Source organism: Bradyrhizobium sp. CCGUVB1N3, from assembly GCF_024199925.1.
GTDB lineage: Bacteria > Pseudomonadota > Alphaproteobacteria > Rhizobiales > Xanthobacteraceae > Bradyrhizobium.
Window position 1 is genome coordinate 6959012 of record NZ_JANADR010000001.1, and the last position, 13894, is coordinate 6972905.

13 protein-coding genes are annotated in these 13894 nt (G+C 65.4%); 8 read left to right on the forward strand and 5 right to left on the reverse strand.

Features of this window, described 5'->3' with window-relative positions; translation table 11 throughout:
• The first annotated feature begins 109 nt into the window (after positions 1-109).
• The 4 genes from NLM33_RS49340 (at position 110) to NLM33_RS33210 (ending at position 3712) form a co-directional block, all read left to right on the forward strand.
• On the forward strand, positions 110-235 hold the full coding sequence (locus NLM33_RS49340; protein WP_256570571.1) for a hypothetical protein: 126 nt from the start codon (positions 110-112) through the stop codon (positions 233-235).
• A 25-nt stretch (positions 236-260) separates the two neighbouring features.
• Positions 261-851: an SCO family protein gene (locus tag NLM33_RS33200; protein ID WP_254102623.1), complete on the forward strand. Its 591-nt coding sequence runs from the start codon at positions 261-263 to the stop codon at positions 849-851.
• Between the two features lie 93 nt (positions 852-944).
• Entirely contained in the window at positions 945-1871 is a 927-nt protein-coding gene (locus NLM33_RS33205; protein ID WP_254102625.1) for a transporter substrate-binding domain-containing protein, read from the forward strand.
• Positions 1872-2068: 197 nt separating this feature from the next.
• Complete coding sequence (locus NLM33_RS33210; RefSeq protein WP_254102627.1) at positions 2069-3712, forward strand: lysine--tRNA ligase; 1644 nt, start codon at positions 2069-2071, stop codon at positions 3710-3712.
• A 111-nt stretch (positions 3713-3823) separates the two neighbouring features.
• On the opposite strand, the gene NLM33_RS33215 is transcribed toward NLM33_RS33210, so the two are convergent.
• Complete coding sequence (locus NLM33_RS33215) at positions 3824-4474, reverse strand: helix-turn-helix transcriptional regulator (protein ID WP_254102629.1); 651 nt, start codon at positions 4472-4474, stop codon at positions 3824-3826.
• A 188-nt stretch (positions 4475-4662) separates the two neighbouring features.
• Here NLM33_RS33215 and NLM33_RS33220 point away from each other — a divergent pair, with 188 nt between their 5' ends.
• Together NLM33_RS33220 and NLM33_RS33225 are read left to right on the forward strand one after the other, a co-directional pair.
• Positions 4663-5007, forward strand: a complete 345-nt coding sequence (locus NLM33_RS33220; RefSeq protein ID WP_254102631.1) for a DUF952 domain-containing protein — start codon at positions 4663-4665, stop codon at positions 5005-5007.
• Positions 5004-6101: a quinone-dependent dihydroorotate dehydrogenase gene (locus NLM33_RS33225; RefSeq protein WP_254102633.1), complete on the forward strand. Its 1098-nt coding sequence runs from the start codon at positions 5004-5006 to the stop codon at positions 6099-6101. Before NLM33_RS33220 ends, NLM33_RS33225 begins: the two co-directional genes overlap by 4 nt.
• 160 nt (positions 6102-6261) lie before the next feature.
• Here NLM33_RS33225 and NLM33_RS33230 read toward each other — a convergent pair whose 3' ends face one another.
• From NLM33_RS33230 to NLM33_RS33245, 4 genes are all read right to left on the reverse strand, one after another.
• On the reverse strand, positions 6262-7587 hold the full coding sequence (locus tag NLM33_RS33230) for an MATE family efflux transporter (RefSeq protein ID WP_254102635.1): 1326 nt from the start codon (positions 7585-7587) through the stop codon (positions 6262-6264).
• A gap of 258 nt (positions 7588-7845) precedes the next feature.
• A complete protein-coding gene (locus NLM33_RS33235) occupies positions 7846-8151 on the reverse strand; it encodes a DUF6460 domain-containing protein (protein WP_254102637.1) in 306 nt (101 codons plus the stop codon).
• A gap of 307 nt (positions 8152-8458) precedes the next feature.
• On the reverse strand, positions 8459-10372 hold the full coding sequence (locus NLM33_RS33240) for an ATP-dependent DNA ligase (protein WP_254102639.1): 1914 nt from the start codon (positions 10370-10372) through the stop codon (positions 8459-8461).
• Positions 10369-11406 (reverse strand): ligase-associated DNA damage response exonuclease, encoded by a 1038-nt coding sequence (locus tag NLM33_RS33245; protein ID WP_254106020.1) that lies wholly within the window; start codon positions 11404-11406, stop codon positions 10369-10371. Before NLM33_RS33245 ends, NLM33_RS33240 begins: the two co-directional genes overlap by 4 nt.
• A gap of 69 nt (positions 11407-11475) precedes the next feature.
• Here NLM33_RS33245 and NLM33_RS33250 point away from each other — a divergent pair, with 69 nt between their 5' ends.
• On the forward strand, positions 11476-12402 hold the full coding sequence (locus NLM33_RS33250; protein WP_254102641.1) for a class I SAM-dependent methyltransferase: 927 nt from the start codon (positions 11476-11478) through the stop codon (positions 12400-12402).
• A gap of 117 nt (positions 12403-12519) precedes the next feature.
• Complete coding sequence (locus NLM33_RS33255; RefSeq protein WP_254102643.1) at positions 12520-13749, forward strand: ABC transporter substrate-binding protein; 1230 nt, start codon at positions 12520-12522, stop codon at positions 13747-13749.
• The last annotated feature ends 145 nt before the right edge of the window (positions 13750-13894 follow it).

Here is a 13894-nt window from a genome sequence, read left to right on the forward strand (position 1 = left end):
GAGGGGCAGGGAACCGGCGCGTATCGCCCCGGTCATTGTCATGGCTCAACCACTGCAATCAGCACATCCGGTATCGGACAATTCGCCCACTGCCTTCAGGACGCCGTCCGTGCTGCTATTTGCGGGCGCAGGGCTTGGCGGTCTTGTCGTGCTCGCCGCGCTGGCGCTGTGGTTCCACTACGGCACCCAGGTGTTCTTCGAGGTGATCAGGGCCGGCCTGTCCGCCTGCTTCTGATCCGTAAAACGGGATTCTCTCCACGATGAGCCGGACTGCCCGCCCGCTGGTGATCGCGACCGCCTTCGCCGCAAGCCTCGTCGTCGGACTGCTCGTGATGTTCTGGGCCATGGGCGGCGTCAGCAAGGTGGCGCAGCCGGCGGCGATCGGCGGGCCGTTTGCGCTGACCGACCAGAACGGCAAGACCGTCACCGACAAGAGCCTGAAGGGCAAGCCGACCCTGATCTTCTTCGGCTATACCCATTGCCCCGACGTCTGCCCGACCTCGCTGTTCGAGATCTCGGAAGTGCTGCGCGCGATGGGCAAGGACGCCGACAAGGTGAACGCCTATTTCATCTCGGTCGATCCCGAGCGCGACACGCCGTCGACGATGAAGGACTATCTGTCGAGCTTCGATCCGCATCTGGAAGGCCTCAGCGGCGATCCCGCCGAGACCACCAAGGTGCTGACGTCCTACCGCGTCTATGCCAAGAAGGTCCCGACCAAGGACGGCGACTACACAATGGACCACACCGCGCTGATCTACCTGATGGACCGCGACGGGAGGTTCGTCGCCCCGTTCAACATGAAGCGCACGCCCGAAGAGGCTGCGATCGAGCTGAAGCGGTATCTCTGAGGCCTCGGACCAGTCGCAATCGGCGCTCGCGTTCCCGGCGGGATGGTCTATAAGGCCCTCCGATCCCAACGAAATCCCGCTAATCTCAAGCCGATGGCCCCATCGCAACAGGCGAAATCGCTCAAAACTGTCCGCCGCCTCCTGATCGGGCTGGCGGCGGTCGGTGCCTGCCTGTTATCGGCAGCGCCCGTCGCCCTTGCGCAGACCCCGGCCAAGCCGGCTCCTGGCGCGCCCCAGGCCGCGCCTCAAGCCGCCCCCCAGGCCGTGCCCGGTTTCTGGGATCCCCGGCGCCGGCCTGAACGGCCGGACCTGTCGCGCCTGACCGTGATCCGCTTTCTGACCGAGACCGATTATCCGCCGTTCAACTACACCGGCGCCGACGGCAATCCGGCCGGCTTCAACGTCGATCTTGCGCGCGCGCTCTGCGAGGAGATCAAGGTCACCTGCACGGTGCAGATGCGCCGCTTCGAGACGCTGGTGGATGCGCTCAGCTCGAACCGGGGCGATGCCATCATCGCCTCCATGGCGGTGAGCCCGCAGCTTCGCGTGCGCGCCGATTTCACCGATCCCTATTATCGCGTGCCGGCGCGCTTCGCCTCGCGCAAGGACGCGGTGATGCCGGAGATCCGTCCCGAATATCTCGAAGGCAAGAAGGTCGGCGTCATCGCGGGCTCCGCGCATGAGGCGTATCTCAAGGCGATGTTCACCGACGCCGAGCTGCACGGCTATCCCAATGACGAGGCCTTGCGCACAGCGCTTCGCCGCGGCGAGGTCGACTTCATCTTCGGCGACGCCATGTCGCTCGCGTTCTGGATCAACGGCACGGATTCCGGTGATTGCTGCGCCTTCTCCGGCGGTCCCTTCGTCGAGAGCCGGTTCTTCGGCGAAGGCGTCGGCATCGCCGTGCGCAAGGGCAACGATTTGTTGCGGCAGGCGCTGAACTGGGCGCTGTTCCGCGTATGGGAAAAAGGCCGCTACACCGATCTGTGGCTGCGATACTTCTCGGTGAGCCCGTTTTAGGTCCACGACCCGCTACCAGCCCCTCATCCTGAGGAGCTTGCGGAGCAAGCGTCTCGAAGGATGAAGGCCCGGCTCTCGGCCTCGCCCTTCGAGACGCGCGCAAAGAGCGCGCTCCTCAGGGTGAGGGTCTAACGTCGCTCCACAAAATTGCATTCTGCCCGGAAATCGCTATTTTCCGCGGCCCGGAGGCCCCCTGAATGTCCGTTATCGATCCTGCCGCCAGCCCGAGCGATCTTCGTGCGCTCGCCGAACAATCCAACGCCTGGCCGTTCGAGCAGGCGAAGGCGCTTGTCGCGCGGCTGAAGAAGAGCCCGAAGGACGAGGTGCTGTTCGAGACCGGCTACGGCCCGTCCGGCCTGCCGCACATCGGCACCTTTGGCGAGGTCGCGCGCACCAGCATGGTGCGTCACGCCTTCCGCGTGCTCACCGAGGACAAGATCAAGACCCGGCTCCTGGCGTTCTCCGACGACATGGACGGGTTTCGCAAGGTCCCCGACAACGTGCCCAACAAGGAGATGCTGGCGGCGCATCTCGGCAAGCCGCTGACGCAGGTGCCGGATCCGTTCTCCAACGAGTATCCGTCGTTCGGGCACCACAATAACGCGCGCCTGCGCGCCTTTCTCGACAGCTTCGGCTTCGACTACGAGTTCGCCAGTGCGACCGATTACTACACCTCGGGCCGGTTCGACGCGACGCTGCTGAAGATGCTTGCGGCCTACGACAAGGTGATGGCGATCATCCTGCCGACGCTCGGGCCGGACCGCCGCGCGACCTATTCGCCCTTCCTCCCGATCAGCAGAACCACCGGCGTCGTCCTCCAGGTGCCGATGATCCGCCGCGACGTCGCTGCCGGCACCGTCACTTACGTCGATCCGGACACCGGCGAGGAGGTCGAGACATCAGTCACCGGCGGCCATGTGAAGTGCCAGTGGAAGGCCGACTGGGCGATGCGCTGGGTCGCGCTCGGCGTCGACTACGAGATGGCCGGCAAGGACCTGATCGATTCGGTGAAGCTCTCGGGCGCCATTGCGCGAACGCTCGGGAGCACGCCGCCGGAAGGCTTCAATTTCGAGCTGTTCCTCGACGAGAAGGGCCAGAAGATCTCGAAGTCGAAGGGCAACGGCCTGACCATCGACGAATGGCTGCGCTACGCGCCGCCGGAATCGCTGTCGCTGTTCATGTATCGCGAGCCGAAGGCGGCGAAGCGACTCTATTTCGACGTCATCCCGCGCAACGTCGACGACTACCAGCAGTTCCTCGACGGCTTTCCGCGGCAGGATGCCAAGCAGCAGCTCGGCAATCCCCTCTGGCATATCCACAATGGCCATCCGCCGAAGGCGGACATGCCCGTCACCTTCCAGCTTCTGCTCACGCTGGTGTCGTCGTCGAATGCGGAGAATGCCGAGACGCTGTGGGGCTTCATCGGCCGCTATCGCCCCGGCGTGAGCCCGCAGACGCATCCGAAGCTGGACGCGATGGTCGGCTACGCCATCAACTATTATCGCGACTTCGTCGCGCCGACGAAGCAGTTTCGCGAGCCGACCGATGGCGAGCGCGCCGCGTTGCAGGACCTGCGCGATGCGCTCTCGCAATTGCCGCAGGATGCCTCGGCCGAGGACATCCAGAACGTCGTCTACGAGATCGGCCGCCGCGAGCCGTTCCTCGACCAGGTCAAGAAGGGCAAGGACGGCCGTCCCGGCGTGACGCTGGACTGGTTCAACATGCTCTACCAGGTCCTGCTCGGCCAGGAGAAAGGCCCGCGCTTCGGCTCCTTCGTCGCGGTCTACGGCATCCAGAACGCCGTCAACATGATCGACGGCGCGCTGGCGAGGAGCGCGTGAGATGAAGCCCGGATGGAGCGCAGCGAAATCCGGGAAGCACTATCTCCCCAGTGTCGTCCTGGCTTGCGCCAGGACGACAGCGGTAGTTGACACGCCCACGTCCGCGCCCCCTCACTGGCTCGCCCATACGATCCTTGCGATCCAGGCGACATCGGCGACCGCGAGCGTGCGCTCGTTCTGCGCGCCGTCGAGTGACTGCAATTCCAGCAACTTCGCCGTGCGGCGCTTCAGCGCCTTCACCAGCATCTCGCCGGCCCTCGTCTTCACCACCACGCGGTCGCCCTTGCGGATCGGCGTGCCCGGCGACACCAGGATGACGTCGCCGTCGCGATAGGGCGCGAGCGCATCGCCGGCGATCTCCAGCGCAAAGCTGTGATCGTCCTCCCCCGAGGGCAGCGCGACTTCGGTCCAGCTCTTGCCGGAGGGAAAGCCCTGCTCGTCGAAATGGCCGCTTGTCGCGGCCTGCGCGAAGCCGAGCAGCGGCACCGAGCGACCATCGCGTGCGCCGTCACCGATGAGTTGCACGAAGGTCTCGATCGAGGAGTCGGCCGCGGCGAGCGCCTTGGCGATCGATTCGGTCGAGGGCCAGCGCTCGCGGCCGTCGGAGGTCACGCGCTTGGACTTGTTGAAGGTGGTGGGATCGAGCCCTGCGCGCTTGGCGAGCCCCGACGGCGACAGCCCGGCGCGCGCCGCGAGCCGATCCAGGGCGCCCCAGATCTGCTCGTGGGTCAGCATCCTCTGCGCTTTGGCCTGTCTGATCATCCTCGATCCGGCCCGCCTAGGAAAACTAGCCTCAAATCAACCGGTTTTCCGTTTTCGGTGCAAGAGGAGGCAGGCAAGTCTTGAGTTCGAAAGTTGTGGCCTTTACGGTCGCGCCCGGGTTCTGGCCCGCTTGGGAGCGAAAACCCCAAGAGACTCAATGATCAAGCGCGAGCAGGACACCGCACCAGGTGGTCAAGATCTATAAAATTTGTGCCGCATCGGCCTGGCGGGAGGCCGAGCGGGAGGGTGTGTACCGGGGCAGCGCGGACGACGCACGCGACGGCTTCATCCATTTCTCCACCGCCGCCCAGGTCTCCGAGACCGCGCGAAAGCATTTCTTCGGGCAGCGCGCGCTGTTCCTGGTCGAGATCGACGGCGATGCGCTCGGCGACGCCTTGCGCTGGGAGCGCTCGCGCAACGACGAGCTGTTTCCGCATCTCTATGGCGAGCTCGATCTTGGTGCGGTGATCTCGATCATCAATCTCGCCATGCGCTCCGACGGCAATCACGACATTCCGGAGCTTGCCCCGTGATCCGCGCGTTCGATGCCCTCTCGCTGCCGGTCCTGCGCTGGCTCGATCCGGAGGATGCGCACCGCCTGGCGATCCAGGGCCTGCGCTTCCTGCCGCCGACCAAGCCGCGCGCCGACGATCCGAAATTGGCGGTGCGGGCCTTCGGCCTGAATTTTCCCAATCCGATCGGCATGGCGGCCGGCTTCGACAAGAGCGCGGAAGTGCCGGATGCGCTGCTCAGGCTCGGCTTCGGCTTCGTCGAGATCGGCTCGGTGACGCCGCGCCCGCAGAGCGGCAATCCGCGGCCGCGGCTGTTTCGCCTGGAGCGCGATGAAGCCGTCATCAACCGCATGGGATTCAACAATGACGGTGCGGCTATCGCGCTGCGGCGCCTTGCGGCGCGCGCAGAGAACGGCGGTATCGTCGGCGTCAATGTCGGGGCCAACAAGGACTCGCCCGATCGTGTCGCCGATTACGTCAAGCTGATCGAGACCTTCGCGCCGGTCGCGAGCTATTTCACCGTCAACGTCTCCTCGCCCAACACGCCGGGCCTGCGCAATCTCCAGGAGGGAGCGCTGCTCGACGATCTCCTCGCGCACGTGATCGACGCGCGCGAGCGGGTGCGCCAGAAGGCCGGCGACACGCCGGTGCTGCTGAAGATCGCGCCGGATTTGAGCCTCGCCCAGCTCGACGACGTCGTGCAGGTCGCCCGCGCGCGCAAGGTCGACGGCATGATCGTCTCGAATACGACGATCGCGCGGCCGAGCACGTTGCGCGAGCAGATGCGCGCCAAGGAGCAGGGTGGTCTCTCCGGCCGGCCGTTGTTCCGCCTGTCGACGCGCATGGTCGCGGAGACCTATGTGCGCGTCGAGGGTGCGTTCCCGCTGATCGGCGTCGGCGGCGTGGATTCCGGCGGCGCGGCGCTGACCAAGATTCGCGCCGGCGCGAGCCTGATCCAGCTCTATTCGTCGCTGGTCTATAAGGGCCTCGGCCTCGTCGACGAGATCAAGCGCGATCTTGCCTCGACGCTCCTGCGTACTGGGCGCGACTCGCTGTCCGAGATCGTCGGCGCCGACGCCGCGACGCTCACGGCCGAGGACTGGCCCGGGATGTAGGGTCTCGTGCCCCGGATGCAGCGCAGCGCGCCGCTCTTCGCGGCGTGGTGCGCTGCTGATCCGGGGCCCACAACCGCTGGGTCCCGGCTTTGCGTCGCGTCATTACCGGACGATGCTTCGCATCGCCGAGACATGCCGCGCCGCGTCCGGGACGCGATAGCTATGATCGCGGAAACGTCGCCCTGTACAGCGCCGGATAGCGCATTCCCTGCAACCCGCCGCGCGCGACGTAGAAGCCGAGCAGAGCGGTCCACAGTCCGGTATTGCCCAGAGATTGCAGCGCCCACCACGTGCCGAGAAAAATTCCGAGCGAGGCCAGCATCAGGTTGCGCATCTCGCGCGCCCAGGTTGCGCCGACATAGATGCCGTCGAAGCCGAAGGCGAACACGCCGGGCAGGGGCGCGAGGATAATGAAGACGAGGAAATCCCGCGCGCTGCGGCGGACCTCTTCGCTCGCGGTCATCAGGTCGATCAGCGCCGGGCCGAACAGCGCGAACAGCACCGCCACGGCGACCGAAAAGCCGACGCCCCAGCGCAGCACCAGCCGCGTCGAATCGGCAAAGCCGCGCGCGTCGCGGGCGCCAAAGGTGCGGCCGCAGAGCTGCTGTGCGGCGTTGGCGAGGCCGTCGAGGAAGAAGGCACTGACCAGCAGGAAATTGTTCAGCACCGCATTGGCCGCGAGCGTGACGTCGCCGGCCCGCGCGCCCTTGGCGGTGAAGAACAGGAACACGGTGATCAGCGCCGCGGTGCGCACCATGATGTCGGAGTTGACCGACAGCATCCGGATCAGCTTGGCGCGATCGAACAGCGTTGCGCGGGGAATGGTGAGGCCGCCTTCGGCGAGGCGCCGCGCCAGCATCACGCTGAGCAGGAAACCCGCGGCCTCCGCGATGACGGCCGCGATCGCAGCACCCGCAATGCCGGTGTCGTAGACCAGCACCAGCAGCACGGTGGCCGCCATGTTGATGAGGTTGATCACGATCTGCTGGAGCAGCGCCAGATTGGCGCGGGCGAGCCCCACCAGCCAGCCGAGCACGACATAGTTCGCGAACGCCAGCGGCGAGGACCAGATGCGGATCGCAAAATAGGCCTTTGCTGCCCGCGTGACGCCTTCGCTGCCGCCCATCAGGTTGAACAGCACGGCGCCGAGCGGCACCTGGAGCGCGATCAGCGCGACGCCGATCAAGCCGGCCACGATGAAGCCGCGCACGAGGATGGCGCTGGTCTCCTGCGTCTCGCCGGCGCCGAGCGATTGCGCGGTGAAGGCGAGCGTGCTCATGCGCAGGAAGGCGAACAGCCAGAACAGGCAGTCGAAGATCACCGACGCCATGGCGACGCCGCCGAGCAGCGCGGCGTCGTCCAGCCGCCCGATCGCGGTGGTCGAGACCACGCCGATCAAGGGCGTCGTCAGGTTCGCGACCATCGCCGGGCCCGCGATGGCGAACACCTGCCCTGTGGTGATCCTGGGATGAACGGGGGCGTGCATGGTCAGGTGCGTCTACCCGACCTCCGCGCCAAATGCACCAGCCGAGCCGGCATGGCGCCGTTGCATCGGCTCGTCGTCGGGGGAAGCGGTGAGTTGCCGACCCTCATGGTGAGGAGCGCGGAAAGCGCATCTCCGGACGATGCTGCGCATCGCCGGGCGAACCATGAGGCCTCGATTTTACCCGCGGCTATCCTTCGAGACGCCCGCTTTTCGCGGGCTCCTCAGGATGAAGGTTTGAGCTGTTTGTGACTCGGTCGTCTAGCGGCCGCGCGGCGCGCCGAACAGGCGCGACAGGAACCACACGGGGATCACGATGACGGCGCCAAGCAGGAAGTAGCGCCACAACCAGTTCACCGCGTCGAAGCCGAGGTCCCACAGCCGCTGGAACAAGAGGCGAATGCTATGGATGATATTCCAGGGATCGAAACCGATCGCGGCCAGCACGACGCCGACCAGGATCGAGAGCAGGACCAGGCGGAATGCGACCGCCAGCGGCGAGCCACCGAGAAAGCGGTTCAGGCCATCGCTGTGGCCGGCCGGCAAATCTCTGACGTCGTTGGCCATCTCAAAAAAACTCCTCAGCGGATTCGATCCCCATTATAGGGCACGGCGAGGCAGATGGGGAACCCGCGTTCCCCCGTCAATCGGCTTACGGGATTTTAATTCGGGCAAGCGGGGGACGCCTTGGTTGCGGGATGATCGTGCCGCACGCTCGGTGCAACCTCTCCCGCTTGCGGGAGAGGTCGGCGCGGAGCGCCGGGTGAGGGCTCTTTCCTCATTGAGAATCCCAATGCGGAGACACCCTCACCCCAACCCTCTCCCGCAAGTGGGAGAGGGGGCGCACTGCCTTCGTGGCCGCGATCGAACGCTTTCACGCCTCGACCTCCGCCGTCTCCGCCTTGAGCATTTTTTCCAGTGTCTCCAGCCGGTCCGCCTCGCGCGGCGGCTTGTCCCAGCGTAGGCGGCTGATGCGGGGAAAGCGCATGGCGACGCCGGACTTGTGGCGCGGCGAGCGCTGCAATCCTTCGAAGGCGACCTCCAGCACCAGCCCCTTGTCGGGCTCGTGCATGACATGGCGCACGGGGCCGAACTTTTCCGTGGTGTTGCGGCGGACGAAGCGGTCGATCTGGAGCAGCTCTTCATCCGTGAAGCCGAAATAGGCCTTGCCGACCGGCACCAGCTCGTCGCCGGCTTCGCCTTCGGTCCAGACACCAAAAGTATAGTCGGAATAATAGGACGAGCGCTTGCCGTGGCCGCGCTGCGCATACATCAGCACGGCATCGATGATGTGCGGATCGCGCTTCCACTTCCACCACTGCCCCTTCGGTCGCCCCGGCAGATAAGGCGCATCGCGCCGCTTCAGCATCACGCCTTCGACGGCTTCCGCGTCTTCGCCGGCGCCGGCGCTTGCGGGATCCGCGCGCGCGGCGGTGAGCGCGTCCCAGCTATCGAAAGCAATCGTTGGTGAGAGATCGATACGGGAATTACCGAGCTTCCTGATGAAGGTTTCGAGATGCCTGCGCCGCTCGGCAAAGGGCAGCTCGCGCAAATCGTTCTCGTCGTCGCCGAGCAGATCGTAGGCGCGCAGGTGGATCGGAAAATCCTTGATCAGTTTTGGCGAGACCACCTTGCGGTTGAGGCGCTGTTGGAGGACGTTGAAACTCTGCACGCGGCCGTCGCGCACGACGAGCAGCTCGCCGTCGATCGCGCCGGGCAGGTGTAGCGTCGGCACGAGATCCGGGAAGCTCCCCGTGATGTCCTCGCCGGTGCGCGAATAGAGCCGCGCCGTGATGTGTCCGCGATCGTCGCGGCCTGCGACCGCCTGCACGCGGATGCCGTCCCATTTCCATTCGGCGATGTAGTCGGCCGGATCGAGAGCGGCAAAATCCGCGTCCTCGATCGCATGTGCCAGCATCACCGGGCGGAATGGAGCCGGATCGCGGTTGACGGGCTTTTCCGCACGGCCCTCGAGCCAGGCGAACAAATCGAGATAGGGCGGGGCGAGGCCTGGCCAGATCAGCTCGATCTCGTGTGGATCCTTGTCGCCGAGCGCGGCCGCCGCGGTCTTGGCGAGACGCGCGGAGATGCCAATGCGCAGCGCGCCGGTGACGAGTTTCAACAACGCCCAGCGGCCGGTCTCGTCGAGCTCGTCGAGCCAGCGCGCAAGTTGCGCGGGCAGCTCGGTCTTGCCGAGGGTGCGCAGCGTGGTGACGACGTCGGTGAGGGTTGGGGGAGGCGGGTTGTTGTGAAGTCGGGAGGTCTCACTGCCATCTCGCCCGCGGCACCCCCCTCCCTGTCCCTCCCCCACAAGGGGGGAGGGAACGGTGAGGCTCATGCCTCCATCACGCGACGATACGTCGGCAACCGTGACGGCTTCGCTAACTACTGCTTCAGACTTGTTCTTCGACGTGTCGCTCCTGGGCTGCCCCGCGCTCCGCTGCGCTCCCTCCCCCCTTGTGGAGGAGGGCGGGGGAGGGGGGTGGCCCAGGAAAGATTGGTTGTCGTTGACGACTCCCTTCGGCCACATCAGCGCCACCGTCTCCGAGAGATCGCCGACATAATCGTAGGACAGTCCGAACAACACCGGATCGGTGCGCGCTGCAATCAGGTCGCGGATCAGGCCTGGCTTGGCGTGCTTGAAGCTCAGTGCGCCCGTCAGCGCGGCCAGCGCATAGCCGCGATCGGGATCGCCGACCTCGCGAAAATAGCTCGTGATCAGCCGCAGCTTGTTGTTGCGTCCGGGCTCGTAGGCGAGGCGGTCCAGCAATTCGGCGAAGCGGTTCATGCCTCGGCCTCGCCTGCAAGCGGCGTCTCGGTCTCCTCCTCATCGCCATAGCCGACGAGATCGAGCGGCTGGGCCCGCAATCCCTTAGTTCTGCACCAATGCACCAGCGCGTCTTCCTGGCCGTGGGTGACCCAGATTTCGCCGGCGCCGGTCGCAGCAATCGTCGCCGTGAGGCCGTCCCAATCGGCGTGATCGGAAATCACCAGCGGCAATTCCACGCCGCCCTGCCGCGCCCGCGCGCGTACGCGCATCCAGCCCGAAGCAAATGCCGTGACCGGATCGGGAAACCGCCGCGTCCAGATATCGGAGGTGGCGGAGGGCGGGGCCAGCGTAATAGTGCCAGCGAGATCGGCTTTCTTCGTGCCCTTCACTGGGCGCAGCTCGCCGAGCTCGACGCCGCGGCTCTGATAATAATGCGTGATCGTCTCCATCGCGCCGTGCAGGTGGATCGGCGCGTCGTAGCCCGCCTCGCGGAGCAGCGCGATCACGCGCTGCGCCTTGCCGAGCGAATAGGCGCCGACGAGATGCGCGCGCTCCGGAAACAGCGCCACGGAGGCGAGCAGCTTCCTCACCTCGGCGGACGCATCGCCGTGGCGAAACACCGGCAGACCGAACGTTGCCTCGGTGATGAAGACGTCGCAGGGCACCAGTTCGAACGGCGCGCAGGTCGGATCAGCTGCGTCCTTGTAATCGCCGGAGGCGACGATGCAGGTGTCCTGACAGGTCACCGCGATCTGCGCTGAGCCCAGCACGTGGCCCGCGGGGTGAAACTTCACCTTGACGTCGCCGAGCCGGATCTCCTCGCCATAGCCGATCGCTTGCGTCGTGCCGGCAAAATTCTCGCCGTAGCGCAGGCGCATCATGTCCAGCGTCTCCTGCGTCGCCAGCACGGCGCCGTGGCCGGCACGCGCATGGTCGGAATGGCCGTGGGTGATTACGGCGCGCTCGACCGGGCGGACAGGATCGATATGGAAGCCGCCCGGCCTGCAGCACAGGCCGGCAGCAGTTGGCAACAGGATGTCTTGCGGGCGCATTTCTGTCATATAGGCTGCGCCACCGCGTCCTTCGAGTCATCGGCCCGCATCGTCTTTCTGGTTCCAAAAATGCCCCTGCGCCTGTTCCTGTCCTCCGGCGATCTGATGGCCGACCGCCGTTTCGAGTTCGCGCGCGACCTCCAGCTCAAGGGGGATTTGCCGGCCGCGGCCGATCTGTTGGAGCAGGCGATCGAGCTCGCGCCGAACTTCACTTCGGCCTGGTTCACGCTCGGCGAAATCCGCGGGCAGCTCGGCGAGCGCGACAAGGCGATCGCGGCGTTTCGAGAAGCGCGCCGATCCGATCCCGGTGACCAGCACGGTGCCGGCCTGCATCTGATGCGGCTCGGTGACGAGCAATTATCGGAGATGCCCAAGGCCTATGTGCAGGCGCTGTTCGATCAATACGCGCCGCGTTTCGAGCATGCGCTGATCAACGATCTCGGCTATCGCGCCCCGTCACTGATCTTCAAGGCGGTGCTGGCGGCGCGCGTCGCGGCGAAGAAGCCGGCCTTCTTCAAGCGCGCGATCGATCTCGGCTGCGGCACGGGGCTCGCTGCCAGTGCCTTCGCCAAGCAGGTCGACCATTTCATCGGCATTGATCTTTCGCCCGGCATGATCAAGGAGGCGCGCGCCACCGGCCTCTATGCCGAGTTGGAAGTCGCCGACATGATCGAGGGCCTGTGCAGCGAACCGGACGGGAGCGCGAATCTAATCGTAGCTGCGGATGCGTTTGTGTATCTGTCCGATCTCGCGCCGGTGTTGATGGAGGCGAGACGGGTGCTGGCAGCCGGAGGTACGCTCGCCTTCACGCTCGAGACGCATGACGGCAGCGGCGTCATTCTCGGCGACGGATTGCGCTATGCCCATGCCGCGGAATATGTGCGCGGCGCCATCGCGAAGGCAGGCTTCAAGCTCCTGACGCTGGAGCCGGCCTCGCCACGCAACGAGAACAACGAGCCGGTGCGCGGCCTCGTCGTCGTTGCCGAGAAAACTTGAGTCTAGGCGCTAGGGTCGCTGCAAATTGAGCGGCATTGCGCCGCAACGTGCCGCCTTGCCACTTGCGATGCGCGCCCTGATGTCCGCACAATGCGCGGCATTAGGGAGACAACGCCAATGACAAAAAATCCATCGCGGCGCGATTTCAGCGTCGGCGCATTTGCAACGATCGCAGCCTCGACCTTGCCGGCGCCCTATGTCTGGGCGGCTGAGAAGAAATATGATGCGGGCGCCAGCGACACCGAGATCAAGATCGGTCAGACCGTGCCGCATTCCGGCCCCGGCTCGCTCTATGGCGTGCTGGGTCGCGTTGGCGAAGCCTATTTCCAGATGCTGAACGAGAAGGGCGGCATCAACGGGCGCAAGGTCAAGTTCCTCACCATGGATGATGCCTACAGCGCGCCGAAATGCGTCGAGGCGACGCGCAGGCTCGTGGAGCAGGAGGAGGTGCTCGCGCTCTACGGCTCGCTCGGCACCGCGCCGCAGACCGCCGTGCACAAATATCTGAATTCCAAGGGCGTGCCGCAGCTCCTGCTCAACACCGGCGCGTCGAAGTGGAACAATCCGAAGGAGTTCAAATGGACGATGGCGGGCCTGCCGCTCTATCCGACTGAAGCGCGCATCCTCGCCAAGCACGTTATCGGCGTGAAGCCGAACGCCAGGATCGGCATCCTCTATCAGAACGATGATTTCGGTCGCGACTTCCTCGGGCCGTTCAAGAAGGTGCTGGCGGATGCCGGCGGTACCGCGCAAGTGATCCTGGAGCAGACCTACGACCTGACCGACCCGACCATCGACTCCCAGCTCATCAATCTCTCCAAGTCGGGCGCCGACGTCTTCTACAACATCTCCACCGGCAAGGCGTCGTCGCAGTCGATTCGCAAGGCCGCCGAGCTCGGCTGGAAGCCGTTGCAACTGCTCTCCGCAGGCTCGACCGGCAAGTCGATTCTGAGTGCTGCCGGCTTCGAGAATGCATCCGGCATCGTCGCGATCCGCTATTCCAAGGACGCCGGCCCCGGCCCCTGGGAGAATGACAAGGACGTCGTCGCGTTCGACACGCTGCGGAAGAATTATCTCCCGAGCATCGATCCCGACAACACCACCGCCTATGCCGGTTACGGCCAGGCGGTGAGCATGGGCGAGATCCTGCGCCGCTGCGGCGACGAGCTCACGCGCGAAAATGTGCTCAAGCAGGCCGCAAACCTCAAGGGCTTCCATTCGCCCTTCTTCCTCGACGGCGTCGACTACAGCTACACGCCCAATGACTACACGCCGATGAAGACGCTGTTCATCTCGACCTTCAACGGCAAGGACTGGCAGGTCTCCGACAAGCCGGTGACGGAGTAGCGGAGCGGCTGCCCCTCGACGAAGTGCCGTAGGGTGGGCAAAGGCGCGTCAGCGCCGTGCCCACCATCTCTCGATGATCGCAACAGAAGAGGTGGGCACGCTTCCGCCTTCGCTCTACGAGCTACGGCGGACAAGTCGTTTTGCC